This window comes from Mycobacteroides sp. H003, assembly GCF_001440135.1.
GTDB lineage: Bacteria > Actinomycetota > Actinomycetes > Mycobacteriales > Mycobacteriaceae > Mycobacterium > Mycobacterium gwanakae.
Genome location: NZ_LJYL01000034.1, coordinates 657,501 through 683,983 on the forward strand (window position 1 = coordinate 657,501; position 26,483 = coordinate 683,983).

The 26,483-nt window shown below is 61.8% G+C and carries 21 protein-coding genes; 8 read left to right on the forward strand and 13 right to left on the reverse strand.

What is annotated here, in order from left to right; genetic code table 11:
* Window positions 1-21 precede the first annotated feature (21 nt).
* The 5 genes from AOT87_RS23340 to AOT87_RS23360 all read right to left on the reverse strand — a co-directional run bounded on the left by AOT87_RS23340 (window position 22) and on the right by AOT87_RS23360 (window position 5,732).
* Complete coding sequence (locus AOT87_RS23340; RefSeq protein ID WP_030096374.1) at window positions 22-822, reverse strand: TylF/MycF/NovP-related O-methyltransferase; 801 nt, start codon at window positions 820-822, stop codon at window positions 22-24.
* A 219-nt stretch (window positions 823-1,041) separates the two neighbouring features.
* The gene (locus AOT87_RS23345; protein WP_057968139.1) at window positions 1,042-1,776 is read right to left on the reverse strand and encodes a class I SAM-dependent methyltransferase; all 735 of its coding nucleotides are present in this window, start codon (window positions 1,774-1,776) and stop codon (window positions 1,042-1,044) included.
* A gap of 190 nt (window positions 1,777-1,966) precedes the next feature.
* Window positions 1,967-3,094 (reverse strand): acyltransferase, encoded by a 1,128-nt coding sequence (locus AOT87_RS23350; protein ID WP_057968087.1) that lies wholly within the window; start codon window positions 3,092-3,094, stop codon window positions 1,967-1,969.
* A gap of 164 nt (window positions 3,095-3,258) precedes the next feature.
* Window positions 3,259-4,332, reverse strand: coding sequence for an NAD-dependent epimerase/dehydratase family protein (locus tag AOT87_RS23355; RefSeq protein ID WP_057968140.1), 1,074 nt, complete (start codon window positions 4,330-4,332; stop codon window positions 3,259-3,261).
* 140 nt (window positions 4,333-4,472) lie between these two features.
* On the reverse strand, window positions 4,473-5,732 hold the full coding sequence (locus AOT87_RS23360) for a glycosyltransferase (protein WP_057968088.1): 1,260 nt from the start codon (window positions 5,730-5,732) through the stop codon (window positions 4,473-4,475).
* A 464-nt stretch (window positions 5,733-6,196) separates the two neighbouring features.
* Between AOT87_RS23360 and rfbA the strand changes: the two genes are divergently transcribed.
* Window positions 6,197-7,063 carry a glucose-1-phosphate thymidylyltransferase RfbA gene (rfbA, locus tag AOT87_RS23365; RefSeq protein WP_030096369.1) on the forward strand — a complete coding sequence of 289 codons (867 nt, stop codon included), beginning with the start codon at window positions 6,197-6,199 and terminating at the stop codon, window positions 7,061-7,063.
* A 135-nt stretch (window positions 7,064-7,198) separates the two neighbouring features.
* Window positions 7,199-7,537: a hemophore-related protein gene (locus AOT87_RS23370; protein WP_057968089.1), complete on the forward strand. Its 339-nt coding sequence runs from the start codon at window positions 7,199-7,201 to the stop codon at window positions 7,535-7,537.
* 94 nt (window positions 7,538-7,631) lie between these two features.
* On the opposite strand, the gene AOT87_RS23375 is transcribed toward AOT87_RS23370, so the two are convergent.
* From AOT87_RS23375 to AOT87_RS23385, 3 genes are read right to left on the reverse strand one after another with little or no spacing between them, the layout of a single operon-like run.
* Window positions 7,632-10,565 (reverse strand): RND family transporter, encoded by a 2,934-nt coding sequence (locus AOT87_RS23375; RefSeq protein WP_057968090.1) that lies wholly within the window; start codon window positions 10,563-10,565, stop codon window positions 7,632-7,634.
* 9 nt (window positions 10,566-10,574) lie between these two features.
* Complete coding sequence (locus AOT87_RS23380; protein ID WP_057968091.1) at window positions 10,575-13,454, reverse strand: RND family transporter; 2,880 nt, start codon at window positions 13,452-13,454, stop codon at window positions 10,575-10,577.
* Window positions 13,451-13,867, reverse strand: a complete 417-nt coding sequence (locus AOT87_RS23385) for an MmpS family transport accessory protein (protein ID WP_030096365.1) — start codon at window positions 13,865-13,867, stop codon at window positions 13,451-13,453. The genes AOT87_RS23380 and AOT87_RS23385 overlap by 4 nt, the downstream gene beginning before the upstream one ends.
* A gap of 534 nt (window positions 13,868-14,401) precedes the next feature.
* On the opposite strand from AOT87_RS23385, the gene ramB reads away from it, so the two are divergent.
* Window positions 14,402-15,832 carry an acetate metabolism transcriptional regulator RamB gene (gene ramB / locus AOT87_RS23390; RefSeq protein ID WP_057968092.1) on the forward strand — a complete coding sequence of 477 codons (1,431 nt, stop codon included), beginning with the start codon at window positions 14,402-14,404 and terminating at the stop codon, window positions 15,830-15,832.
* Window positions 15,829-16,362, forward strand: a complete 534-nt coding sequence (locus AOT87_RS23395) for a carboxymuconolactone decarboxylase family protein (protein ID WP_057968093.1) — start codon at window positions 15,829-15,831, stop codon at window positions 16,360-16,362. The genes ramB and AOT87_RS23395 overlap by 4 nt, the downstream gene beginning before the upstream one ends.
* An 18-nt stretch (window positions 16,363-16,380) precedes the next feature.
* Here the strand turns inward: AOT87_RS23395 and AOT87_RS23400 are convergent, their stop codons facing one another.
* A complete protein-coding gene (locus tag AOT87_RS23400) occupies window positions 16,381-17,370 on the reverse strand; it encodes an aldo/keto reductase (protein WP_057968094.1) in 990 nt (329 codons plus the stop codon).
* A 1-nt stretch (window position 17,371) separates the two neighbouring features.
* On the reverse strand, window positions 17,372-17,791 hold the full coding sequence (locus tag AOT87_RS23405; RefSeq protein WP_030096361.1) for a MerR family transcriptional regulator: 420 nt from the start codon (window positions 17,789-17,791) through the stop codon (window positions 17,372-17,374).
* Between the two features lie 231 nt (window positions 17,792-18,022).
* Between AOT87_RS23405 and AOT87_RS23410 the strand changes: the two genes are divergently transcribed.
* From AOT87_RS23410 to AOT87_RS23425, 4 genes are read left to right on the forward strand one after another with little or no spacing between them, the layout of a single operon-like run.
* Window positions 18,023-19,555: an APC family permease gene (locus AOT87_RS23410; protein ID WP_057968095.1), complete on the forward strand. Its 1,533-nt coding sequence runs from the start codon at window positions 18,023-18,025 to the stop codon at window positions 19,553-19,555.
* On the forward strand, window positions 19,552-20,811 hold the full coding sequence (locus tag AOT87_RS23415; RefSeq protein WP_057968096.1) for an acyl-CoA dehydrogenase family protein: 1,260 nt from the start codon (window positions 19,552-19,554) through the stop codon (window positions 20,809-20,811). The genes AOT87_RS23410 and AOT87_RS23415 overlap by 4 nt, the downstream gene beginning before the upstream one ends.
* Complete coding sequence (locus AOT87_RS23420) at window positions 20,808-21,989, forward strand: GNAT family N-acetyltransferase (RefSeq protein ID WP_057968097.1); 1,182 nt, start codon at window positions 20,808-20,810, stop codon at window positions 21,987-21,989. Before AOT87_RS23415 ends, AOT87_RS23420 begins: the two co-directional genes overlap by 4 nt.
* A 9-nt stretch (window positions 21,990-21,998) precedes the next feature.
* Window positions 21,999-23,327: an NtaA/DmoA family FMN-dependent monooxygenase gene (locus tag AOT87_RS23425; protein WP_057968098.1), complete on the forward strand. Its 1,329-nt coding sequence runs from the start codon at window positions 21,999-22,001 to the stop codon at window positions 23,325-23,327.
* 3 nt (window positions 23,328-23,330) lie between these two features.
* Here the strand turns inward: AOT87_RS23425 and AOT87_RS23430 are convergent, their stop codons facing one another.
* From AOT87_RS23430 to lpdA, 3 genes are read right to left on the reverse strand one after another with little or no spacing between them, the layout of a single operon-like run.
* Entirely contained in the window at window positions 23,331-23,831 is a 501-nt protein-coding gene (locus tag AOT87_RS23430; RefSeq protein WP_030096356.1) for a carbonic anhydrase, read from the reverse strand.
* Between the two features lie 31 nt (window positions 23,832-23,862).
* Complete coding sequence (locus tag AOT87_RS23435) at window positions 23,863-25,002, reverse strand: SMI1/KNR4 family protein (protein WP_131727332.1); 1,140 nt, start codon at window positions 25,000-25,002, stop codon at window positions 23,863-23,865.
* Between the two features lie 54 nt (window positions 25,003-25,056).
* The gene (lpdA, locus tag AOT87_RS23440; RefSeq protein ID WP_046256037.1) at window positions 25,057-26,454 is read right to left on the reverse strand and encodes a dihydrolipoyl dehydrogenase; all 1,398 of its coding nucleotides are present in this window, start codon (window positions 26,452-26,454) and stop codon (window positions 25,057-25,059) included.
* Window positions 26,455-26,483: the final 29 nt, after the last annotated feature.

Genomic DNA, 26,483 nt, shown 5'->3' on the forward strand with positions numbered 1-26,483 from the left:
TTCAGCGGAGTCGGGCCGCCGTCATTCCTTACGCCAGAACACGCCTGTTCCGTCAATTTCCTTGATCTCGGCGGTTATCCCGTGCTTCGTGCGGTAATCGGTGACGGCCTGTTTGCACGAGTCGAGCGCATGGTAGTCGTCGATGATGCAAAAACCTCCGGGAGACAAACGTTCGTAAAGCCCGTCGAGCGCCTGGATTGTGGATTCATAGAGGTCGCCATCAAGCCGCAATACAGCGATTTGTTGAATCGGGGCATCATGCAGCGTGTCTTTGAACCAGCCTGGAACAAATCGAACCTGGTCATCCAACAATCCATAGCGCTGGAAATTAGCCCTGACATTCTTTTCGGTCACCGCCAGGATCGGCGCCGCAAGGTGCAGCCTGTCGCCCTTGTCCGCCTTGTAATGCGCGGTATCCGGCGGAGGTACGCCCTCGAACGAATCGCAGAGCCACACGTTCCGCGTGGTGTCCCCATACGCGGCCAGAACCCCGCGCATCAGGATGGACGCACCACCGCGCCACACACCGCATTCGACCAGGTCGCCAGGCACATCATCGGCAAGCACCGTCTCGACGCACTGCTGCAGGCTGGTAAGTCGCTGCATACCGATCATCGTCAGCGCATCCGCCGGCCAATCCAGGCCCAAGTCACGCTTGTGCGCGTCGAACGGACGCTTGCGCACAAGCACGTAGTCGCCAAATTTGAAAAAGGGGCGGTGCAGCCAGTTCCAACCCACTGGCACAAGTTCATCAACTCCGTATCGGGTGAGGTCCTGTCGAAGCAGGCCCAGATAAGCGGATCGAGTGTCGTAATCGGTCACGGTCAAGAACTGCCCCTATCTCGAAATGCTGGTGTCCCGTCCCAGCGCTAACAATAGCCGTCTGTGCGACTCCGTCGATACGTTTCGGACCGGGCTACTCCCCTTGTAGGGGCTGCATTTTCAGCAGAATCTGTCAAGAATTCTTGTGAACGAATGTCGCCAAATATCTGCGGCACGCTGGCGATCGGAGATCCTGCCACCCTTCATTAATATTCAGCCTCATCGGAACACGGCACGGGGTAGCCGCTTCGACTCTTCTGCGCGATGAATCACGACTACGGAGTCGAACACCTCGATCCGGTCGATGATGGTGGCCGCGAACGGCACCTCGACTGTCTCAAGCCGCTTGGGATGGTCCTCCATGATCTGGTAGACCGAGCTCATCTCCATATAATGAGCGTGCATAGCGTCCATCAGCCATTTGGTGAAATCGATGAACGATTGGCGCTGGTCACGATAGATCGTCCAGTAGTTCGCGCAGACGTCCTCCACGATGTAGACCCCGCCGGGCCGCAGACGCGGAAATAGATACCTGAACGACCCGATCATCTGTTTCGGGGTGTGGCCACCATCATCGAGGACGGCGTCGAACGGGCCGAACTCCTCAACCACCGTACCGAGAAAGTGCGGATCGGTCTGGTCACCGATCCGCACGTGGATACCACGCCCCGGGTCGTCGTGCTGCGCAGACTTGGGGCTGATGTCCAGACCCACAATGGTGGCCTGAGGCAGGTGTTCCCGCCACATCTGTAGGGATCCGCCCCGATCCACCCCGATCTCGAGCATTCGCTCGATCCCCGTGAGCGCACGCTGGTAGATGGGCAGGTAATGACGCAGCTTGTGGACGTTGTCGGTGTTCTCGAAGATGCTCCCGATGGGGGTTTCCGCCGGTGCCGAGTTGTCGGCCCGCATCGAGACCGTCCTGGCCAGGTCCGGCCCCAGCGCACCGAGCATTCGACGGCGGGACCCGTACGGATAACGCCGCGCAATGAACGGAGGTTTGCGCTGCAGTGCCAATCGGAAGAGCGGCATGATCACGAGATCCTTTGCTGTCCTTTGATGTTCGAAGAACATCGCCCATTCTCAGAATCCCGAAATGCCATGCGAATCAGCCTACCGACATATCCATGGCGACACCTATGCGCTAACTGTCCTCGCGCGGCGATAGAGCCCGTTCTCGCGGCGCGCGGCTATCCGAGCCCGCGGGCCCCGCACGCGTCGCCGCCTGATCGGCATGCTTGCGTTTGAGGCGCGACTTGAGCGCGAGGGCACGCTTCTCGACCAGGAACCAACTGAATGCGGCGGGCACCAACGTCGCACCCGCCGAAACAATAAAGAAAACAAACGGATTCAGGCTGGCGAGGCCTGCGACAGCTAAGAACTGCTGCGTCGGCGAGGCATAGATATAGACACCGTATGACAGGTCCGTCTGGATATTCATGCGCTTGTTCTTGATCAGCACACCCGAAACGACGACGGCGTAAGCAAGCGGAAGAGCACCGATGACGCGGTAGTCGGGCAACATGCCCGACGCCAGCACAATCACCACGCTCACCGACACAAGCGACCACCGGGCCGGAATCACATCTCGCCACTGATACAGCAGTGCACCGGCGGAAAACATGATGGCACTGCGCACCGCGAGCTGCGGAATTGTCCATAGCCCAGGGAAGGTTAGCGGCGGCAGGAGAATCGCCGCAATCGTTGCCAATATCAGTATCACCGGTGCGGTCCAGCGACGGCTGGCGAGCCCGAGCAGCCCCAACCCCGCTACGGCGATGTAGCACATCACTTCGAATACGAGCGACCACAGGGACGCGTTCCAGATTCCCGGATACGGGATATCGCGCGGCGTCCCACCCACGTCGAACTGGAGCTGAATCAGCGCGCTGTTCTTCAACATGTATTCGATCGGCGCACTGGAGAACAGCAGCCTCGCGGCCGATCCGCCCTGGATCGCAACACTGAGCGGAGCGATGACAAACGCCGTTACCGCCAGTACCACGTAGTACCCGGGCAGGATGCGCAGGGCTCGCGCGATGAAGTAGTCGCGCGAGCTGGGATTACGGAGCCAACTAGCAGTGATCAGAAATCCCGAAAGAGCAAAGAATCCGTCAACTCCTACCGAAAACAGCAGTTGAAGTATCGCCTTGGATTCCACCACGTGACCCGTAAGCGGAAACGAGTGAAAAAGGATCACCTCTGTCGCCAAGGCGAGCCGACATGCGTTCAGCGCGTTGTTTCGCGGATCGAATACAGAACCGAGCTTCATGCGCCTCCACCACTCTTCGCCGGAAGCGTCATCGTATCGTCATCTCAGTTCGAGATCAGGCTTTCCGGTGTTTCCACATGTAGTTGGAAAACATTGTCACAACTGATGATTCATATTCGCGACAGGGTTTCTCGCCACCAGACCACAGTGGGGCGGCGATGCGCTCAAAAGCGATTCGGGCAGTCCTTGTCGATCCATTCCAGAAGTGCGTGCAGGCCATCCTCGAGCGTCCACTTCGGGCTCCACGCGAGCTGCTCGATTGCCGGCTCGACGTCACAGCTCGCGGCCCGCACATCGCCATCCCGAAACTTCCCGACAACGGTGGGTTCGGGCGCCGCACAGATGTCCGCAACCTTACGAGCCAACTCATGAATGGTTGTCGCAGTACCAGAACCGATGTCGAGAGTGCGTCGCTCGACTGCGGGTGTGTGTACCGCGGCAAAGAGCGCATCGACAACATCGTCGATAAAGACGAAATCGCGAACTATCCGTCCATCCTCGTACACCTCCAAGGACTGCTTCTCGCGTGCCAGACGCGCGAAGAGCGTGACGATTCCGGTGTACGAGTTGGTGAGTGACTGACCGGGCCCATACACATTCTGCAGACGCAGAACGCTGAGGTTGGTGTCATGGGCGGCCGCCCAGGAAGCCAACAGATGTTCTTGGGCAAGTTTTGTACCCGCATAGATATTGGTGGGCCGGGGCTCTGTCCTACTGGCGCAGCTGGCGAGCGGTTCCGAAGGCTCACCGGTGGGACCCTTCGGATCCCACTGGCCGGCAAGTAGCTGGGCATGGCTGCGCGGGCGTGGGTAGAACACTTCCGCACCGGACTGCCAGGCACCTTCGCCGTACACCGCGCGCGACGATGCGAGTACCAGCTGGTCGGGCACAAAAGCCGCACGGCTCAGGGCATCAAGGAGTTGGGTGGTACCCACCACATTGACCGAGCCGTGACGCGTCGCTTCCGAAAGCGACTGCGCGGTACCCGTCTCCGCAGCCAAATGGACAACCTGCGCGGGTTCGAACAACCGCAGCACCGCATCCCAGTCGGGGGCATGGGTCACGTCGCCCGTGAACAGCCGCACCGATGGCGGGAGGTCGATGTCCCGGCCCCTGGCATGCACCTGAGGATGTAGGACGTCCATCACCGCGACGTCGTATCCCGCCTGCACGAGGCGGTTGGATAGCGCGGATCCAATGAATCCCGCTCCACCAGAGATGAGTACAGATGTCGACAAAGCCGATTCCTCCCGTTCTTTACGGACCAGCCAGGTAACCGGCACGCACCGGTAATGCGTTCCGGGTCAATGATATCGATGGTCCAGATGACATCGCGCGGGGTTCTTCCCGCATGGACTGCCGCGCGATGACAACTGACCTAAACACGAGCAGCCCGCTCCTCCAAAAGGTCGGCTGCCTTGCCCACACTCTCGTACGGCTTGGACATGTGGGGAGCGATCTCCCGCGCCCGAACCGCATAGTCGGGGCTGAGGATCTCCCGCAGGTCCGAGACCAAGGTGTCCCGGGAAGTGGTCGAAAAGCGCCGAGAGGCGCCCACTTTCATGCGCTTGAGCTGATTTCCCCAAAATGGCTGATCACCGACGGTCCACAGGATCAAGGTAGGCACTCCGGCGCGCAGGCTCGCGGCCGTGGTGCCCGACCCACCGTGGTGAACAATCGCCCGACTCACCGGAAAGACCGCCGCATAGTTCACCACGCCGACCACCTTGACGTGCTCGGGTGGACGTACGTCGCTGAAGTCAGTGGCGCCGGCGCACACCAACGCACGCTCCCCCAATTCCGCGCACGCTGAACCGATCATCTCGACGGTCTCCGCCGGAGATTCCACCGGAATGCTTCCCGAAGCGAAACAGATAGGCGGTGGACCGGCGGCAATCCAGGACATGACCTCGTCATCGGCCGCAGTGGTCAATTCCATGGTCAGTGCCCCCACGAAAGGCCTTCGCTCGCCGTACTTCGCCCACTCATCTGCCAGCCCGCGGAAGCAAATACGGTCGTAGGCCTGGATTTCCAGTGAGCCACGCTGCCCGATCCGCCGCGGCGAAGGGCTTGTCGCCCTCGGTAAACCCAGCTCGCGTCGTTGCGCATCCTCAGCCCTCTTGGTCACACGCCAGGTCAACCAGTCGTAGGCGGTCATCGCTGTGCGGGTCACCGGCGGCGGCAAGCCAGGAAAGAGCTGACCATTGGGGCGCCACGGCATGGTGTGTAGGGCAACCAGTGGGATTCCGTAGAACTCGGCAACATTGGCGGCCGGCTCCTCATAGCCCACACTGGTCGACAGCAGATCCGCCCCTTCGGCCACCGACACAAGGGCCTTACTCATTTCCGACCACTGTTCGGTTACCAGTTTCAGCGCCTGCTGACACAACGCAACCAAATCCTGAACCCTCCAAAAATGACGGGTCCACGACATCCACAGGTCGCGATACTCATCGAGCTGGGGCCCCACCTGGACGCCATAGGGAACTGCCGAGAGCCCGACAGACTCGGCGAAGCCGATCAAGTCTGGCGGCACCGCCATGCGCACTTCATGGCCTCTGCGCTGCAGTTCTCGTCCGACAGCAACGGCAGGTTCGATATCGCCGCGCGTGCCATAACTTGCCATGGCAAATTTCATGACGGTGTCGACCTCCCCGATATGTTAGGTACTCGCAGAATGGCCGTCGGTGTTGCCGGTCATTATTACCGATCTTGTGCTTCTCGGATAGCCTCACAAGGACAGGCATACATCCGTCTCCAAATTCCGGAACATCAATTCAGCTACAGCCGAAAGAATTCCGCTTCGCGGGTTGCCACACTAAAATCGCTATCGCACAGGAATGCGGCAATGCAATACCGGCCGGCCCAGGTTCGGCAGGTCGCACGATATGCATATACGGCTGCGGGCGCGCCGGAACCACCTTGACATACTTTGTCGCCACGCACCGTTCACCAAAGCGGCCCGCATGCCCGCGGCCGGCGTTTGATTCCGTCGGCATTCCGCCTACATACGCGATAGGGTGGCCTACGGGTTGCGCCACGACAATGTACAAATTGTCCCCGCCGCAACCGAACTCGCATTGTCGTCGAGTAGGAGCACACATGCGCGGCATCATTCTCGCGGGCGGTTCGGGCACGCGCCTGCATCCGATAACGACGGGTGTCAGCAAGCAGCTGCTACCGGTGTACGACAAACCGCTGGTCTACTACCCGCTCTCCACGCTGATCATGGCCGGGGTCCGCGACATTCTGGTGATCACCACCCCCTCGGACGCCTCGGCATTCGAGCGACTCCTCGGAGACGGCTCGGCATTCGGCATCAACCTGACCTATGCGGTCCAGCCCAAGCCCGAGGGCCTGGCACAGGCGTTCGTGATCGGAGCCTCGCATATCGGCACCGACACCGCGATGCTCGCCCTGGGTGACAACGTCTTCTACGGGCCCGGCTTGGGCACGAGTTTGCGCCGGTTCGAGAACATCAGCGGTGGAGCCATTTTCGCGTACTGGGTGGCCAACCCGTCGGCATACGGTGTGGTGGAGTTCGATGCCTCGGGCGTCCCGTTGTCCCTGGAAGAAAAGCCCGCGACACCGAAATCCCACTATGCGGTGCCCGGTCTGTACTTCTATGACAACGACGTCATCGAGATCGCGCGCTCGCTGAAGAAGTCGGCTCGGGGTGAGTACGAGATCACCGAGGTCAACCAGACCTATCTGGACCAGGGACGTCTTTCTGTCGAAGTGCTCCCGCGTGGAACCGCGTGGCTGGATACGGGCACCTTCGATTCACTGCTGGACGCGAGCGACTACGTGCGCACCATCGAACGCCGACAGGGCCTGAAGATAGGCGTACCGGAAGAAATTGCGTGGCGCGCAGGTTTCATCAATGACGACCAGCTCGCTGCGCGTGCTCAGGAGCTGCTCAAGTCTGGATACGGAAGTTACCTACTTGAGCTCTTGCAGCGGAAATAACCCGATCCTCTGGTCGTCGGTAACGCAATGGACGGTGAGACGTATAAATAGTCATGGGTCTGAGAACACCCTGGGCCTTGAGTTTCATTGAATACGTAAAGTTGATGTGGTCGGTACGAGGAGGCAATTGAGAACATGAACAAAAAGTCATTGACGAAGATTGCGGCGCTGGTAGGCGGTGCCACGCTGGCGTTGAGCGCCGGCGCAGGGCTCGCATCCGCCGACCCCGTTACAGACGAGATGGTGAATAGCACCTGTACGTACGATCAGGCGAATGCGGCACTACATGCGGAGAACCCAATGGCCGCGGAGTACTTCGACGCGTCGCCACCCAACCAGCAGTTCATGCGAGAGTTCCTCGGTGCGCCGAAAGACAAGCGGATCAGCATGATCAACCAGGTGAGGGGCAATCAGGGGATCGAGTACGTTATCCCCGTCTTCCAGCAGATGGTGCGCAGCTGCCACAAGTACTGAGTCTTCATACGCAAGGGCCGGGCCGAGGTGAACTCGCACCCGGCCTTTTGCGTACGCGCCGCATCAGGCACAGATCAGTTGAACGACAACGTGATTAGTCGTTGAATTTCGGCAGTTCCGTGGTCGGCTCGTCATCGTCGAGGCGGCCCGGGCCAGGCGCCGCCGGGCGCGCGCCCACCGGTGCAAGCAGCGCACTCGGCGGACGCGGCCGCACTCGCTGCGGCCACCAGAACCACCGGCCCAGGAGAGCAGCGATTGCCGGCGTCATAAACGAGCGGACGATCAACGTATCGAACAACAGGCCCAGCCCGATCGTGGTTCCAATCTGACCGATGATCTGCAGATCACTGACCACCATCGAGGCCATGGTGGCCGCGAACACCAATCCGGCTGAGGTGACGACCTTTCCGGTGCCACCCATCGCGCGGATGATGCCCGTGTTCAGCCCCGCACCCAGCTCTTCTTTCATACGAGAGACCAGCAGCAGGTTGTAATCGGATCCGACCGCCAAAAGGATGATCACGGACATCGCCAGCACCATCCAGTGCAGATTGATGCCAAGGATGTACTGCCACAGCAGCACGGACATGCCAAAGGACGCACCCAAGGAGAGGGCCACCGTTCCGACGATCACCAAGGCCGCGATGAAGCTTCGGGTGGTGATGAGCATGATGATGAAAACCAGGCAGATCGCCGCGATGCCCGCGATCAGCAGGTCGTACGTGGAGCCGTCTTTCCAGTCCTTTGCGGTCGACGCGGCGCCGGCCAGATAGATCTTGCCGCCCACCAGTGGCGTTCCCTTGAGAGCCTCTTCTGCCGCGTTCCGAATCTGCTCGATCCGCGTGATGCCCTCCGGCGACATCGGATCACCGTTATGAGAGATGATGAACCGCACCGTCTTTCCGTCCGGCGACAGGAACGAACTCATCGCGCGCTGGAAGTCCGGGTTCTTGAACACCTCTGGAGGCAGGAAGAACGAATCGTCGTTCTTAGAGGCGTCGAATGCCTGCCCCATGGCCATCACGTCATTGGTGGATTCGTCCATCGAAGCGAACTGCCCGGACATGGTGGCGTACATGGTGAGCACCGAGGTGCGCATGCTCTGCATGACCGAGATCATCTGAGGGAACTGGACAAGCAGCTGCGGCATGATGGCGTCCAGCTGATCCATGTCCCTGACCAGAACCATCAGCCCGTCATCGAGCGCGTCGACCGCGTCCATCGCATCGAAGATCGATCGAAGCGAGAAGCAGATCGGGATATCGAAACAGTGCTTCTCCCAATAGAAATAGTTGCGTATCGGCCGAAGGAAGTCATCGAACAGCGCGATGCTGCCCCGCAAGTCGTCGGTCAGCTGCTGCACCTCGTGGGTATGGCCCGTCATGCGGTGCGTGGTCTCGGACATCTGCTTCATCACGAGGTACGTGCGCTGCATCGTCGCGATCATCTTCGACATGTCGTCGGCCTGCTTTTGCATGTCGGCGATGCGCTTCTTCTGGAAGCGGGTCGCCTGCACCTGGCCGGCGCTTTGCAAGCTGAGCAGGAAGGGCACCGATGTGTTGGCGATCGGAGTTCCCTCGGGCCGGGTGATCCCCTGCACCCGCGAGACTCCCCGCACCTTGAAAATGGCCTTCGCCACCTTGTTCAGCACCAGGAAGTCGGCCGGGTTCCGAAGGTCCCGATCGGTTTCGATCAACAACACATCGGGCGTCAGTCGCGACTCGGAGAAGTGACGTTGCGCGGCAGCGAATCCCTGATTGGCCGGGATATCCCCGGAGATGTACAGCCGGTCGTTGTAGCTCGTCTTGTATCCCGGCAGCGTGGACAACCCGACCAGTGCCACGGCCAGCGAGGCGACCAGGATCGGTGCGGGCCAGCGGACAATGGCCGTACCGAGCCCGCGCCACCGCTGAACCCGCAGCTTGCGCTTGGGTTCAAGCAGTCCGAATCGGCTGGCCACCGCAATCCCTGCGGGTACCAGGGTGACCGCGACCGCGACGGCCGTCAGCATTCCGATGGCACAGGGGATTCCCATGGTCTGGAAATAGGGCAGTCGCGTGAAATGTAGACACAGAATGGCTCCGGCGATGGTCAGTCCGGAAGCCAGGACGACGGGAGCCACACTGCGATATGTGGTGTAGTAGGCCGTTTCCCGGTCCTCACCGGCCTGGCGTGCCTCTTGATAACGACCGAAGAAGAAGATCCCGTAATCGGTGCCTGCGGCGATGCTCAAGAAAACCAGCATGTTGACGGCGAACGTCGACAACACGAAAACATCGTGGTAGCCCAGGAACGCCACAATGCCTCTGGCCGCGGCCAATTCGACACCCACCATGATCAGCAGCAGGATCACGGTGACAACAGAGCGATAGAGGATCAACAGCAGCGTGAAGATGATGACCACGGTGACCGCGGTGATCTTCAGAATCGATTTGTTGCCGGCATGCTGCATGTCCGAAGCGAGCGGCGCCGCACCGGCCACGTAGACCTTCACATCGGTGGGAGCCGAAGGCAGTGTCCGATTGACGATTTCGCGGATCGCGGCCACTGATTCGTCACCCATGGCGGTGCCCTGATTGCCGACGAGATTCAGCTGCACATATGCGGCCTTTTCATCGGGACTCTGCACACTCGACGATGTCAGCCGATCTCCCCATAGATCCTGCACGTGCTCTACGTGTTTGGGATCGTTGCGCAGCTCGCGGATCAGTCCGGCGTAGTACGTATGCGCGTCCTCGCCGAGTGGGTCCTTCCCCTCGAGCACGATCATCGCAGAGCTGTCCGAGTTCGATTCGTTGAAGTCCTTGCCCATGCGCATGATGGCCTTGACGGCCGGCGCATCTTGGGGCATCAGCGATACCGACCGCTCTTCTGCGACGTTCTCCAATGCCGGAATCGCCTTGGTCAAGTCCCAATTGACCGATGCCAGCGTCGTATACAGAATCAGCGCCAGCCAGCCCAGGATGATCAGGGGCGACAGGTTTCGTATGGTTCGCGCGATGAACGGGCGCGATTTCTCGGTACTCATGCGCCGCCGCTAGTTCCTCTGCAGCACGGAACGGACGAGGCGCGGTCCCTTCCACCCGTGCACCGCACCGACCGGCCGGGGCGACACCTGCAGTGGCCACCAGAACCACCGGCCCAGGAGCGCGGCAATGGCCGGGGTCATGAACGCTCGCACGATCAAGGTGTCGAACAACAGACCCAAACCGATCGTGGTTCCCACCTGCCCAAGGGTGAGCAGGTCGCTGACGATCATGGAGCCCATCGTCGCGGCGAAGACCAGCCCGGCAGCGGTCACCACCTTGCCGGTACCGCCCATCGCCCGGATGATGCCCGTATTGAGGCCGGCGCCTAACTCCTCTTTCATGCGCGAGACGAGCAACAGGTTGTAGTCAGAGCCCACCGCGAGCAGCACGATGACCGACATGGCCAACACCACCCAGTTGATCTGGATGCCGCAAATGTGTTGCCAGACAAGCACAGACAGACCAAACGACGCACCCAGCGACAACGCCACTGTTCCGACGATCACCAGCGCGGCAACCAAGCTTCGCGTCATCAGCAACATGATGATGAAAATGAGGCACAGGGCGGCGACCCCCGCGATCAAGAGGTCGTATTTTGATCCATCGACCAGCTCACTGACACCCGCCGCCGTACCCGCCAGGGAGATCTTGGCGTGCTCCAGCGGTGTTCCCTTGAGCGCTTCCTCCGCGGCGGTCTTGATCGGATCCACTCGCGCAATGCCTTCGGGTGTCGCGGGATCTCCACGTTGAGAGATGAGCATGCGCGTCGACTTGCCATCGGGCGACATGAAGATCTTCATGACCCGCTTGAAGTCCTTGTTGTTCAGCACATCCGGCGGCAGATAGAAGGAGTCATCGTTCTTCGATGCGTCGAACGCCTTGCCCATGGCCGTCGAGTTCTCGGTGGATTCATCCATCTGGGCGAAGATGCCGGACATCGTGCTGTGCATGGTCAGCATCGATTCGCGGGTGCTCTTCATGGTGTCGATCATGATGGGGAACTGCTCGAGCAGCTGCGGCATCAGCCTGTCCAGCTCGTCAAGATCGCCCACCAGAGTCTGCATCTTGTCGGTCACCTGATCGACGCCGTCGAGCGCATCGAAGATCGACCTGATCGACCAGCAGATGGGAATGTCGAAGCAGTGCTTCTCCCAGTAGAAGTAGTTACGGATCGGCCGCCAGAAGTCTTCGAAATTCTCGATGTGGTCCCGCAGCGTGGACATATCTTTCTGAAGATCGTGCGTGGTGCTGACCATCCGGTGAGTGGTCGCCACCATCTGTTTCATCAGATCGAACATGCGCTGCATGAGCGCGATCGTCGTGCCCATGTCATCGGCCTGCTTGAGCATGTCGTCCATGCGCGCACGCTGGAACGGCAGGCTCAACCGCTGGCTCGCGTTCGACATGCTGAGCATGAACGGCACCGACGAGTGTTCGATCTGCGTTCCCTCGGGACGCGTGATGGACTGCACGTTGGCGATGCCGGGGACCGCGAAGACCGCCTTGGCCAGCCTGTTCAGCACCAGCAGATCGGCCGAGTTACGCATGTCGTGATTGGCCTCGACCAACAGGATGTCGGGCGTAGACATCTTCGATTCCGGGAAGTGCCGCGAGGCGGCCACGAGTCCCTGTACCGCGGGGATGTCCTTCGGTATGTACTTCGCGTCGGTGTAGCTGGGGTTGTATCCCGGCAGCGTCAAAAGCCCGATGAGTGAGATGGCCACCGTCCCGGCCAGGATCGGTCCGGGCCAACGCACAATCGCGGTACCCAGCCGCCGCCAGCGCCGCGTCGTCACCTGGCGCTTGGGATCGAACAGCCCGAAGCGGCTACCTGCGGCGATGCACGCCGGAACCAGGGTGAGCGCAACCGCCACCGCGACCAGGATGCCGACCGCGCCCGGGATGCCCAGCGGCTTGAAGTACGGCAGCCGGGTGAAGTGCAGACACGCGATCGCACCGGCGATGGTCAGGCCGGATGCCAGCACGACCTTGGCCACCCCGCGGTAGGCGGTGTAGTAGGCGGTCTGGCGATCCTCGCCCGCCTGACGCGCTTCCTGATAGCGCCCGGTGAAGAAGATTCCATAGTCCGTACCTGCGGCGATGCCCACAGACACCAGCAGGTTGACCACGAAGGTGGTGAGACCCACGATCCCGTGCATACCGAGGAACGCGACCAGTCCTCGCGCAACCTGCAGCTCGATGCCGACGGTGAACAGCAAGATGATGACCGTGATGAATGACCGGTAGAGCAGGAGCAGCATCAGGAAAATCACGCCAACACTCACCAAGGTGATGAGGATGACCGTCCGGTTTCCGCTCTCCGACATATCGGAGACGACGGCGGCGGGACCCGTGACATAGGTCTTGACCCCCGGCGGCAGCCCCGGAGTGTCTTTGACGATCTTCTGAACGGCTTCCACGGATTCGTTGGCATCAGCCTGACCGAATCGCCCGGTGAGATTCAATTGCACATACGCGGCTTTGCCATCGGCACTCTGGGCGGCGCCGGCGGTTAGCGGGTCACCCCAGAAGTCCTGGATATGCTGCACATGTTTCGGATCGTCCTTCAATTGGCGGACGACGGCGTCGTAATACTTGTGCGCATCATCGCCGAGAGGGTTCTCTCCCTCGAGCACGATCACCGCGACGCTCTCGGAATTAGATTCCTGGAAAACCTTCCCCATCTGCGTCATTGCTTTGACGGAGGGCGCGTCCGGCGGGCTGAGGGAGACCGAATGCTCCCTTTCAACGATCTCCAGCGGCGGCACCTTGACGGTCAGCAGGACAGTGATCGCAAGCCAGCCCAAGATAATGAATACCGCACCCTTGCGGATAACGGTCGCCATTATCGGTCGGTGTGATTGACCTTTGCCGTTGCCCTCGCTCATGCGGCCTTCAGCAGGCATGAGGTAAAGGCATTGGTCTGATTTGTCACCTTCTCGGACTTAACCTCATCGTCCACGATGATGCGGCACCCGATACTGCGGCCATCCCCCTGCGCCATGATGCTTCCCACCGCTGTCGTCTTACCGATCTCGAATTTCACCGACCATGGCAATGGAATTTTCTGAATGAACAGCGGATCGCCATTGACATCGAAATAGCTGATATCGGCCACATTCCCCGGCGATCCGAAAACCTCGTACGACATCTTCTTGGGATCAAACGATTTGGCGTCACTGACATTCGTATCGGCATACGACGGACGGTTCTCAGAACCGAATACACCGTGAAGCCGCGACACCGTAAAACCGCCGGCACCAATTACCGCGAGCACCAGTAGTGGAATCCACAGACGCATCAAAAGCCGAAGAATCGTAACCCTCCTCGTCTATCTCCGCATCCGGCACCATGCTCGGACATGCACATCCCAATTGCAAAACGCGGAACACCTCAGCGGCGCTCCCCGGCCGTTAAAGATTAGACCATGCATGAGAGTCGCGTATGTACCCGTTGCACACCCGATATGCAATGAGTAGCACGCTATTTTGGATACGGACGTGTACAGATTTACTGCATACCGCCATGGGCAACCACGATCGCCCGATTCTCCAATTCCTACGAATGGGTGAACGGATGGCTAATCAGCAGCTGAGACCCCACTTTGTGACCTCAGGGCCGAACCAAGAGCCACAGTGGCGCCGGTCATAGCGAGAGACAGCTCAGCCAGCCATGTTCGCCCGTCACCCCCTCCCGGATAGGCCCAGAAAGCAAACCAGCTTGATTGCTCGCCGGCATCCGGTGCGCGCATCGCGATCCGGAGAACATCCTGGGCCTATCCGAACCTTGCCAAGACTGCGAAGGAGGAGTTCGCAAAGCGCGTAGGCTGGTCAGCGTGTCCAAGACGTACGTTGGAGGGCGCCTACGTCAGCTCCGCAGCGAACGCGGGTTCAGCCAAGCTGCGCTCGCCCAGATGCTGGAGATCTCCCCGAGCTACCTCAACCAGATCGAGCATGACGTCCGCCCCCTGACCGTCGCGGTGCTGCTGCGTATCACCGAGGTGTTCGGCGTCGACGCGACGTTCTTCTCCTCCCAGGACGACAGCCGCCTCATCGCCGAACTGCGCGAGGTGGTGCAGGACAAGGACCTGGACATCGACGTCGATCCTGCCGAGATCGCCGATGTAGTCGCCGGACACCCCGCACTGGCGCGTGCCATGGTCAATCTGCATCGGCGCTACCGGATCACCACCACGCAGTTGGCCGCGGCCACCGAGGACCGATACACCGACGGCAGCGGCAGCGGATCGATCACCATGCCGCACGAAGAGGTGCGCGACTACTTCTATCAACGGCACAACTATCTCCACGAGCTCGACACCGCGGCCGAAGAACTGACAGTTCGGATGCGCATGCACCGAGCGGACCTCGCCAGAGAGATCGCCGACCGCATCACCGAGGTCCATGGCGTGCAGATCGCCCGGCGCATCGATCTCGGCGACAGCGTGCTGCACAAGTACGACCCGGTATCCAAGACGCTGGAAATCAGCAACCACCTCTCCGGAGGTCAGCAGGTTTTCAAACTGGCCGCCGAGCTGGCGTACCTGGAGTACGGCGATCTCATCGACACCATGGTTGACGACGGCAAGTTCACCTCCGAGGAATCACGCAAACTGGCGCGGCTGGGGCTGGCCAACTACTTCGCCGCTGCCACAGTGCTGCCATACCGGCAGTTCCATGGGGTGGCCGAGGACTTCCAGTACGACATCGAGCGTCTGTCGGCGTTCTACTCGGTGAGCTACGAGACGATCTGCCACCGGCTGTCGACCCTGCAGCGTCCGTCGATGCGCGGGGTCCCCTTCTCATTCGTCCGGGTCGATCGTGCCGGAAACATGTCGAAACGTCAGTCAGCCACCGGTTTTCACTTCTCCTCCAGCGGCGGTACCTGTCCGCTGTGGAACGTATACGAGACCTTCGGCAACCCGGGCAAGATCCTGGTGCAGGTGGCGCAGATGCCCGACGGGCGCAACTACCTCTGGGTGGCGCGCACTGTCGAACGGCGTGCGTCGCGGTATGGACAGCCGGGTAAGACCTTCGCAATCGGGCTCGGATGCGAGTTACGGCATGCGCATCGACTGGTCTATTCGCAGGGTCTGGATCTGTCCTCTGAGGGTGCGACGACACCCATCGGCGTGGGTTGTCGGGTCTGCGAACGCGACAATTGCCCGCAGCGCGCCTTCCCCGCACTCGGGCGGGCTCTGGACCTTGACGAGCATCGCAGTACGGTGTCGCCATACCTTGTTCAGCAAGAAGGAGCCCGGCAATGAGCGATGGTCGCATCCCACCAGGTGGTCTACGCGAGCTCGGACCGATCAACTGGGTGATTGCCAAGGGGATGGCACGCGCGATCAGCGCACCGCAGATGCACCTGGCGACCACGCTCGGGCAGACGGGCACCAGGTTCTGGCCGTGGCTAGCCTATTCCGGCGCCATCCTGCGCGGCACCAAGCTGTCCACCCGTGACACCGAAGTGGTGATCCTGCGCGTGGCCCACGTGCGTGAATGCGCGTACGAGCTGCAGCACCACACGCGCATCGCCAAGTCCGCCGGGATAGATCCCGCATACCAAGAGCTCATCTTCGCGGGGGCCGGGGCCGAAGGACTCTCCGACAAGGAGCGCGCCCTCATCACCGGCGTCGACGAAATCCTGACCACCAGAACACTTTCCGATGAAGCATGGGAAGGGCTCTCCAAGCACCTGGACCGCCGCCAGCTCATTGGCTTTTGTCTGCTCGTTACGCAGTACGACGGCCTGGCCGCGACCATGTCGTCGTTGCGCATCCCGCTGGACCTCTAGCAGCCCGACCAGCCGACGCTAGCTCTCCAGGCGGGCGAGGTGTTCGGCACTGTACCGATCTCCCGCCGCCGCGGTAAGACTCTCGAGGCGCGCCAGATGCTCTGGTAGCAGTTCGATATCCACCGCGCCCGCGTTCTCGTCGACACGAGAGGCCTTCGTGGTCCCGGGTATCGGCACGATGTCGTCACCACGGGCGAGCAGCCACGCCAGCGCTACCTGCGCGCTGGTCGCCCCGATCGAGGACGCCACCGAGCGAACCTCCTCCACCAGGGCCAGGTTCGCATCGAAGTTTTCTGCACTGAACCGCGGCTGTTCCTTACGGAAGTCACCGTCGGCCAGTTGGTCCCGCGAGCTGATGGCACCGGTGAGAAAGCCCCGGCCAAGCGGCGAATAGGCGACCAGGCCAATGCCAAGGGCCCGGACAGTCGGCAAGATCTCGTCCTCGATATCGCGGGTCCACAACGAATATTCGTTCTGCAGCGCGGTGATCGGATGAACAGCATGCGCCCGGCGAATGGTCCCGGCAGACGCCTCCGACAACCCGATGTACCGAACCTTCCCTTGTTGCACCAGCTCGGCCACCGCCCCGATGGTGTCCTCGATGGGCACGTTCGGGTCGACACGATGCTGGTAGTACAGGTCGATGTTGTCGACACCGAGCCGCCGCAACGACCCTTCCACCGCGACAGCGATATTCGCCGGCGAGCTGTCGAGAATCTGTGGTCCACCATTGCCGTGGGACACCAATCCGAACTTGGTGGCAAGGACGACGTCTTCGCGCCGACCCGCGATGGCCTTACCGACAAGCTCTTCATTGACGAAGGGGCCGTAGATCTCTGCGGTATCGATCAAGCTGATACCCAGATCCAATGCGTGCTGGAGCGTGTGGATCGAGGTCGCTTCGTCAGGCCCGCTTTCGGCACCAATCGCGCGGTAGTAAGCAGACATCGACATGGCGCCGAGGCCGATCCTTGACACCGATAGCTCACCGAGCTGCGTGTACTTCATGTCAGTTCTTCTTTCCTCCGGCGGGTTGAGCCGAGGCGTCATTGACCGACTCCGTGTAGTGCGCAACCTTGAAATCGACGACCGCGAGGTCCTCGGTGAGCCGCTCCATCGTGGCCAGGATTCGGACACGCTGCGCGAACAGCAGTTCCAAACGCTCGGCGTGCGTCTCCGCGCCGCCCGACAACAACTCGATGAACCGCCGCATATCCCGCACCGGCATACCTGTGCGGCGCAGCCGCAGCATCAGCTCGACACGTTCGATGTCATCGGTGCGAAAGCGACGGCGGCCCCCGGCGTCCCTGGCTACCCGGGGAAACAGTCCCTCCCGTTCGAACCAGCGCAGCGCATCGATCGACAGGCCGGTTCGTTCGGCGACGTACGAGATGGGGAACCCCTCGTTCTGCGGCTCACTTGTGCTCACAAAAGCCACGGTAGAACCTGGAGTCAACTCCAGGTCAAGTGGAGATTCCGCGCAGGGCTCCACGAAAGTCCCCGCTGGTACCGGCGACGGTGCCACGGAGGCCGTTGACACCTTCCCGACGCCGCCGCACCATCGGAACATGCGCTTGGCCCAGGACTGTAGGTAGGCGCGCGATTTCGTTTGCGCGCTGCCTGTTTCAGCCCATCTCCCGCCAAACGAAGGCCTCTCCGCATGTCCGCTTCCGCCCATCAGCTCACCGTCAATGGCAGATCTCTTCAAAACGCCGAATCTCACGGCCTCGAGCGCGACGCCGTCGGCTCCTGGGGCGTCTTCGCACAGGGATTGGCAGCGGCAGCCCCCAGTGTCGCGGTCGCAACGGTGCCGTTTTCGCTGTTCGTAGCGGCCGGCAAGGGTGCCGCCTGGGCCGCGGTGATCGGCCTGGTGGCGGTGATCCTGATCGCCACCACCATCAGCTTTCAAGCCAAACGGACCGTGTCCTCGGGCTCGCTCGGCACGTATGCCGGCAATGGATTGGGCCCCGGTGCCGCGTACGCCGCCGGATTCAGCCTGCTCATCGGATACATCACCTTCGCGACCACCGGGACTCTCGGCGGCGTGCTGTACTTCGAATCCTTCCTTGACGCAATCGGAATCCACTCGGAGGCAACGCTCTTCAAGCTCGCGGTGGTCGCCGTCGTCGTCGGGGTCGCCGTCTATTTGCCCTATCGCGGCGTCTCCATCTCCGCGAAATATGAGCTCGTCTTCGAAATCATCGCCACCGCACTGATTTTGATCATCATTGTGGCCTCGTATGTCAGCTACGGCTGGCGCATCGACACCGAGCAGTGGTCGCTGTCCAACTTGGGTAACAGCACCACCTTCATCGCGGCGGTCACCGCGGTCGGTGCGTATGCGGGATTCGAGAGCGTGGCGTCCCTCGGCGCCGAATCACGCGACGCGCACCGCACCATTGCCCGCTCGCTGCTGCGCGTTGTGCTGATCATCGGCGTGCTCTACATCCTGGCCACCTACCCGCAGATCCTGCAATTCCGGAACATCGACGGCGACAGCGCGATACTCCCCCAGGTCGCTAGGAATTCCGGTGTGGCATGGTCGATCTACCCGATAAGCCTGGCGGTGACCATCGCGTTCATCGTGTTCGTCACTGCCGTCATCAACTCGGCCGCGCGCGGGCTGTTCACCCTGGCCCACGAAGGAGCGCTTCCAGCCACACTCGCCAGGGTCCACCCCGTCTACAAGACCCCTGTCGCCGGCATCTTCCTCATCGGAATCATCGCGGCAGCCTTCTCCGTCACCGCCACCCTCAGCTCGGTAGGCCGCTTGGTGTTCGACGTGTACGGAAACTACGTGGCCAACTGGGGCTTTCTCACCAGCTATCTGCTGGTGGTGGTGGCCACCCCGATCTGGCTGTACCGCATCAGAGCACTCACGCCCGCGCGGCTGGCGGTGTCGATAGCGGCCACCTTGGCCATCGGGTATGTGATCTTCAGCAATTTCTACCCGGTCCCCGCTTTTCCGTTCAACATCCTGCCGCTCATCTTCGGCGCGATTCTGCTCGCCGGGCTGCTGCGCTACTGGTACCTGCGAGCCCGGCGACCCGAAGTCGCGGCCCGGATCGGCTCCATCCAAACACTTTCCGATTCCGAGAAGGAACGGCTGACCGAGCTCGGCATCCTCGAAGTCCTGCACGAGGAACCGGCCGTCGAACCCGAAACCGCTGATTCAGGAGTTCTCGTCAAATGACCACCGTCGCCTCTTCGCCCACCCGCGCCTACCTGGGAGTTGGCGACACCGAGTTCGCCGCGTGGACGCGGGTCGCCCAACGCGCCGCCGAGGAACTGGCAACCACCGCGCTGGAAAGAGATCGTGCCAACCAGAATCCCGTCGCCGAGATCGGACTGTTGCGCGAGCACGGGCTACTGTCCTTCGCCACGGCCCACGAATTCGGTGGTGCCGGAGGAAGTCTGACGCAGGCGCTGCAGCTCGGCCGGATCATCGCGGCGGCCGACGGGTCCATCGGCCAGCTGCTGCTCTACCACTACTCCAACGGCGTGTGGACCCATATACTCGGGTCTGCGGCTCAACGGGAGCACATCGCGCGCGGGATCGGCGAGCAGGGCTGGTTCCAGGGCAGCGTCAGCAATCCACGCGATCCGGGCATCACGGTAACCCCGACAGCGCAGGGATACCTGGTCAACGGCAAGCGCACCTTTGCCACCGGGGTCGCGGTGGCCGACCTGATCACCGTGCTGCTCTACGAACAGGAGCCGATCAACGCGATCATCCCCCGCGACCGGGAAGGCCTGCGGTTCAACGACGATTGGGACAACCTCGGGCAGCGTCTCACCGTAAGCGGCAGCGTCGAATTCGACAATGTGCTGCTACGCCACGACGAGGTGCTCACCGGACTTGAGGAGTACGGTGACCGCCGCGAGCTCCGCGACGGACTGCGGGCGTTGTTCAGCCAGTTGATCTTCGTCCACCTGTATCTCGGGATCGCCGAGGGCGCACTCTCCGCCGGTGTCACCTACATCAAAGACAAGGGCCGTCCATGGCCCGAGGCGCATTCCACGGAGGTCACCGAGGACCCGTACCACCAGCAGCTGCTGGGGCGTCTGTCCGCAGGGGTGGCCGCCGGGATCGCCCTGGCCGATGCGGTGACCCGAGAGTTCGAACAGACCCTGGCGTCCGGACACGAACTGTGCGCGGACCAGTGGGGTGCGCTGGCGGTTCGCGTTGACCAGGCCAAGTCCATCGCCACCGAGGTGGCCTTGGATGTGACGCACAACATCTTCCAGGCCACAGGGGCTCGGTCGACGGCCAATTCCGTTGGACTGGACATTTATTGGCGCAACGCCCGCACGCACACCACCCACGATCCGCTGCCCTACCGGCAACGCGAGATCGGCCGATATCTATTGACCGGTGAGTGGCCCTCACCGCGCAGCCTCAACGGGCTGGGACGCCTCGCCGAGGCGACACAGGGCAAGCAATCGTGACGGATATCCGCTTCCTGCAGACCTCCGAGGAGCGCGAGCGTGCCTTCGCGGTGTTCTGGCGGGCCATGGTCGGGCTGCCACCCCTGGGTGATCTCGCGACCGACGGATTGCTGGAACCCGGGCGGTATTTGGGAGCGTTCGACGGCACGGAGCTGGTCGGCGGGGCCGATTCCTACACCAGCTGGCTCACCGTCCCCGGTGGTTCGCGCATTCCACACGCGGCAGTCACACATATCGGCGTGCTACCCACCCACACCCGGCGCGGAATCCTCACCACTTTGGTCTCGCGACAGCTCGCCGATATCGCGGGACGAGGCGAGGTCGTGGCCAGCCTGCGCGCCTCTGAAGCGGTGATATACCGACGCTTCGGCTACGGGGTGGCAACCAGTAGCGCGACCTATCGCATTCAGCGGCGACGGGCCCGGCCACAGAGCCCCACCGACTCCGGTTCGATCACCCTGCTCGATGCGGCGGCATCACCTGAAGTGCTCGCCGCGATCTACGACCGTGCGGCATGGACCGGGGCGGTGGCACGTCCACCGCAATGGTGGCGACTACACGAGCTGATCGATGCGTCCGCCCCGGGCAAGCCATATGTGGTCACTCATCCGGACGGTTACGTGAGATACCGCCCGCGCGACACCGCCGAGTGGTTCGCCAGCAGCGCACGCACCATCTCCGTCGACGATCTTGTCGCGCACAGTGATGACGCCTACCGCGCGCTGGTCGGTCACCTGTTGGATCTGGACCTTGTCGACGTCATCGAGATCGGCCCCCGCCCCATCGATGACCCGCTCCCCCACCTGGTGACCGATCCCCGCTCGGTGACGGTCACCGGTGTTCGCGACGAGACCTGGCTCCGGCTTGTCGATGTCGAGGCGGCGTTGGCAGCGCGCACGTATGCGGACACGGCACCGGTGGTGATCGAGGTACACGACGACCTGCTGCCACATAACTCGGCGCGGTTCGCGGTGGGCGCGGACAAGGTTCGGCGTACCCAACACACCCCCGATGTGTCACTCGATATCGCCGCTCTCGGTTCGGTGTATCTCGGCGGAAATTCGTGGACGCAACTGACGCGTGCCGGACTGGTGTCCGCGCAGTCCGCGGGGGCGATCACCTCCGCTGACGCCCTGTTCTCCACCGGTGCACAGCCTTTCGCCGGTACCAATTTCTAGGAGCGCACTGTGACTGATGGTCTTCGCCAACTTCACCTCCTTGCCTTCGGCAATGTGCGCTCGGGCGGCGCGTGGCGGCTTCCCGGCGTGCGGAACGGTCCCGCGAATCAGCTCGATACTCTGGTCGCCACCGCGAGAGCGGCCGAGGCGGCCAAGTTCGATGCCATCTTCTTCGCCGACGGCCTCAACTTCGGCCCGGAGGCCACCTGGGCGCACAAGTCCACCGAGGACTTCGAACCACTCACGGCCACCTCATACCTGGCCGCCGTCACCGAACGCCTCGGCTTGGTCGTCACCGGCTCATCGACCTTTCAACCGCCGTATCACCTAGCACGCCAACTGCTGTCGCTGGACCACCTCAGCGCGGGACGCGCCGGGTGGAACCTGGTGACGAGCTTCGCACAGGCCGCCGCCGCCAACTTCGGCGAGCGTGGCTTCCTCCCGCACGATGAGCGCTACCGTTTGGCCGAGGAGACTCTTCAGGTGGTGAAGGCCCTGTGGCATTCTCTGGAGGCGGACACCGTCATCGAAGACCGCGAGACCGGAATCTACAATGATGTCAACAAAATTCACGTGACTAATCACGACGGTGAGTTCCATAAGGTCAAGGGCCCACTGGGCGTCACACCGTCCCGCCAGGGGCAGCCGGTGATCTTTCAGGCCGGATCTTCCACCACAGGTAGAGCGTTCGCCGCCAAACATGCTGAGGTTGTCTTCACCGGGCAGACCGATATCGACCGCGCGAAGAGCTTCTATCGACAGCTCCACGACGAGGCCCGCGCCTCAGGGCGGTCCTCGCTACCCTTGGTCACCCCGTCTCTCGGCGTCGTTGTCGGCTCCACCGAGGCCGAAGCACATGCGGCGGAAAGCACTGTGTACGAACACTTCATCCCCGAATATCAGGCGGGGTGGCTCCTCGAAGTGGACGTCAACGTCATCGGCGCCGACCTGGACGGTCCCGTGCCCGCGTCCGCGTTCCCGGACAGCACCGAGACCCATCAAACCGCGCTCGCCGGATACAAACACCTAGCCACCGTGGGCAATCCAACAGTTCGCGAGTTCCTCTACCGCACCCTGAACGCGTTCGGCACTCGCTTTGTCGGTTCCGCGGAACAGGTGGCCGATCAGATCGAACGGTGGTTCACCGAACGTGCGGCCGATGGATTCATTCTGAGCACGTCCGGGCTGCCCGGCCAGTTCGAACTGTTCACCGAACAGGTGGTGCCGATCTTGGTGCGCCGTGGCCTGTTCCGCGCCGAGTACACGGGAGCCACGCTGCGCGACCACCTAGCCTTGCCCTGGCCCGCCCCGGTGCGTACACCCGCTCTGCTTGCCTGAGCACTAATCCTCAGCGCCGACTTCGCGCAGCGTTCCGTCCTTGACGTCGTAGATGAATCCGCGCACGCTGCCCTTCCGCGGGACAAACGGGTTGGCCTTGATCCGCGCCAGGGACTGGCGGACGTCTTCGTCCAGATCGGTGAACGCCTCGGCCGACCACGGCGGTTTGATACCGGTCTCGTCCTGAATCGAACGTTTGAAGGCGTCGTCGGTGAAGGTCAGCATGCCGCAATCGGTGTGGTGGATGAGAATGATCTCCTCGGTTCCCAGCAGCCGCTGCGAGATGGCCAATGACCGGATCTCGTCCTCGGTGATCACCCCGCCCGCATTGCGGATGACGTGCGCGTCACCTTCGTGAAGACCAAGCAGACCATACGGATTCAGGCGCGCATCCATGCACGCGACAACCGCGACCTTGCGGCCCGGCGGCAGCGGCAGATCACCCTTGTCGAAGTGGGCCGCATAGGCCCGCGCGTTGTTCAGCAGCTCGTCAGTGGTCGACATGGCGCGAAGCTACGCGCGAGCATATACATGGTCAACGGTTACGAGCGGTCTGATCCCAGATGTGATCGCACACCCTCAACAAGTACTCACGGACGCAGCCGTACGGCGGATGCCAACCACCGTTCAACTCGGACATCGCATCGCGAACCAACCCGCGGACTTCGCCGTCCGGGCGGACGGCAAGTAGCTCGCCGGGCGCAACAGCGAAGGGCACGGCGGAGCTCGAACCCACGATCTGCAGCACCGACAGTCGCGCGCGCGTTCGAGGTCCGAACATGGCCACACTTTGACGTTCGAGTTCGTTATGGAATTCCTGCGCGCTGAGAATTCCTTCCCGCCAACGACTCCCGTCAAGGATCTGCCCTATGGACAACACCTCGCCGATGTAGCTGCTGGTCAATCCATTAGTGACCGCCAAGAGTTCCCGGTGTTCGGAATCCAGCGCGGCGCCGAGATGCGCTGTCAGCAAGTTCAATTCGGACTGACTGGCGCCGGGACGGCGCTGCACAGGAGTCACGGACTTGACAAGCGCTGTCAGCTCAGCAAGCTTCGCGACGATCTCGGCCATCGTCGGTGGTGACGAGCGGATATCGCGCCCCCAGGTTCGGGCATGCGGGCCCATCTCCTGCTCGGCCAGGTACATGCCCTGCTCAAGATTCTCGTGATGTAGATACGAGTACAGGTCCGGCCACATCGTCCGCGAATCGATGTCGAGCCGGAACACACTTCCCGCTCGTGCTTCATCGGACTGCCCGGTGTATAGATAGAGGCAGCCGGCATAGCCGTTGCCGGTATCGGCGATCGGCGCGAACTGGGTCGAATCGTCGGCGACACCCAAGTCTTCGGCGGTATCTGTCTCATCAAACCATTGCGCGATGGTGCGAGCAGTCTCACCCCAGCGACCGCCGACACCAATATCGCTGGTGCCCAACAGGTTCGTACTGAAGTGGTAGCTCTCCCAGCCATCAGCCACACCGAGGAACTCACGGTACTGCGGATCTAACGGACGGCCGAGCCGTTCCTCGGTAGCGCGAAGTTGTTCCTCAGTGGCACCAGGATTTGGGTGGGTCACCGGATACAGTCCGTCGTCCACCGAGGCATGCCGCTGCTTGTTGTCGATCATTGCGTCGAGTAGTTGACGCCAAGCGTGCATTCCAACTGGTTCCGCCACGTTTCCCCCTCTACCGGCCAGCAGATTACGACGGGCCCCCCGGCCCGCGACAGATCAGAAGTTGATCATGTGCCCGGCGAGTCCATGGAACGCCTCCTGCAGCGCCTCGGACAGCGTCGGGTGAGTGTGCACGTTACGAGTCAGCTCGTTGACCGTCAGATCCCACTTCTGCGCGAGCGTCAGCTCGGGCAGAAGCTCGGAAACATCGGGACCGATCAGGTGCCCGCCGATCAATTCGCCGTACTTGGCATCGGCGATCAGCTTCACGAATCCGGTCGGATCGGCGAGGCCGTGCGCCTTGCCGTTCGCGGTGAAGGGGAACTTCGCGACCTTGACGTCGTAGCCCTCGGCGCGGGCCTGCTCCTCGGTGAGCCCGAAGCTGGCCACCTGAGGCTGGCAGAAGGTCGCCCGCGGCATCATCCGGTAGTCGCCCAGCTCCAATGTTTCTGCACCGGCGATGGTTTCGGCGGCGACAACAGCCTGCGCCTCGGCGACGTGAGCCAGCTGCAGCTTGGAGGTGACGTCACCGATCGCGTAGATGTGCGGCACATTGGTGCGCATCCGCTCGTCAATGGCGATCGCGCCGCGGTCGGTCAGCGCGACACCCGTCGTGTCCAGGCCAAAGCCCTCGACGTTCGGCGCAAATCCGATGGCTTGCAACACCTTGTCGGCGACGAGCTCGCTCTCCTGCCCGTCCTTGCTGACCTTGACCGTGACCTGCGAGCCATTGTCGGTGATCGACTCGACCTTGGTGCCCGTCAGGATCTTCACGCCCAGCTTCTTGTACTGCTTCTCGATCTCCTTGGACACCTCGGCGTCCTCGTTGGGCAGCGCGCGCGGCAGGAATTCGACGATGGTGACGTCCACGCCGTAGTTCTTGAGGACGTATGCGAACTCCATACCGATGGCCCCGGCGCCCGCGATGATGATCGATCCGGGCAGCTCGCGGGTCATGATCTGCTTCTCATAGGTGACCACGTTCTCCGAGAGCGACGTCCCGGGCACGAGCCGCACACTGCTACCGGTGGCGATGATCACATTAGAGAAGGTCAGCGTCTCGGTGGCGCCGTCAGCCTTCTTGACCGCCAGGGTGTTGGCATCGGTGAAGGTACCCACGCCTTCATATTCGGTGATCTTGTTCTTCTTCATCAGGAAGTGCACACCGGCCACACGCCCCTCGGCGACCTTACGGCTGCGGTCGAACGCGGCACCGAAATCGAACGTGGCCTCACCGCTAATGCCGAATGTCTTGGCTTCCTTGGTAAAGATGTGGGCCAGCTCCGCGTTACGCAGCAGCGCCTTGGACGGGATACACCCGACATTGAGGCAGACGCCGCCCCAATACTTCTCCTCAACAATGGCTGTGGTCAGGCCCAACTGGGCTGCGCGAATAGCCGCGACATAGCCACCGGGACCGGCTCCGAGAACGACGACGTCATAGTGTGCAGTCACGAACTCCACCCTAGTAGGACGATGTCAGG

What these genes read in the sequence shown, in the direction of transcription:
- AOT87_RS23395 (WP_057968093.1), top strand. Translation starts at nt 15,829, where the DNA reads ATGAGCGATGGTCGCATCCCACCAGGTGGTCTACGCGAGCTCGGACCG.
- AOT87_RS23370 (WP_057968089.1), top strand. Translation starts at nt 7,199, where the DNA reads ATGAACAAAAAGTCATTGACGAAGATTGCGGCGCTGGTAGGCGGTGCC.
- AOT87_RS23345 (WP_057968139.1), bottom strand. Translation starts at nt 1,776, where the DNA reads ATGCTCGGTGCGCTGGGGCCGGACCTGGCCAGGACGGTCTCGATGCGG.
- rfbA (WP_030096369.1), top strand. Translation starts at nt 6,197, where the DNA reads ATGCGCGGCATCATTCTCGCGGGCGGTTCGGGCACGCGCCTGCATCCG.
- AOT87_RS23430 (WP_030096356.1), bottom strand. Translation starts at nt 23,831, where the DNA reads ATGTCGACCACTGACGAGCTGCTGAACAACGCGCGGGCCTATGCGGCC.
- AOT87_RS23400 (WP_057968094.1), bottom strand. Translation starts at nt 17,370, where the DNA reads ATGAAGTACACGCAGCTCGGTGAGCTATCGGTGTCAAGGATCGGCCTC.
- AOT87_RS23380 (WP_057968091.1), bottom strand. Translation starts at nt 13,454, where the DNA reads ATGAGCGAGGGCAACGGCAAAGGTCAATCACACCGACCGATAATGGCG.
- AOT87_RS23375 (WP_057968090.1), bottom strand. Translation starts at nt 10,565, where the DNA reads ATGAGTACCGAGAAATCGCGCCCGTTCATCGCGCGAACCATACGAAAC.
- AOT87_RS23385 (WP_030096365.1), bottom strand. Translation starts at nt 13,867, where the DNA reads ATGCGTCTGTGGATTCCACTACTGGTGCTCGCGGTAATTGGTGCCGGC.
- AOT87_RS23415 (WP_057968096.1), top strand. Translation starts at nt 19,552, where the DNA reads ATGACCACCGTCGCCTCTTCGCCCACCCGCGCCTACCTGGGAGTTGGC.
- AOT87_RS23360 (WP_057968088.1), bottom strand. Translation starts at nt 5,732, where the DNA reads ATGAAATTTGCCATGGCAAGTTATGGCACGCGCGGCGATATCGAACCT.
- AOT87_RS23350 (WP_057968087.1), bottom strand. Translation starts at nt 3,094, where the DNA reads ATGAAGCTCGGTTCTGTATTCGATCCGCGAAACAACGCGCTGAACGCA.
- AOT87_RS23410 (WP_057968095.1), top strand. Translation starts at nt 18,023, where the DNA reads ATGTCCGCTTCCGCCCATCAGCTCACCGTCAATGGCAGATCTCTTCAA.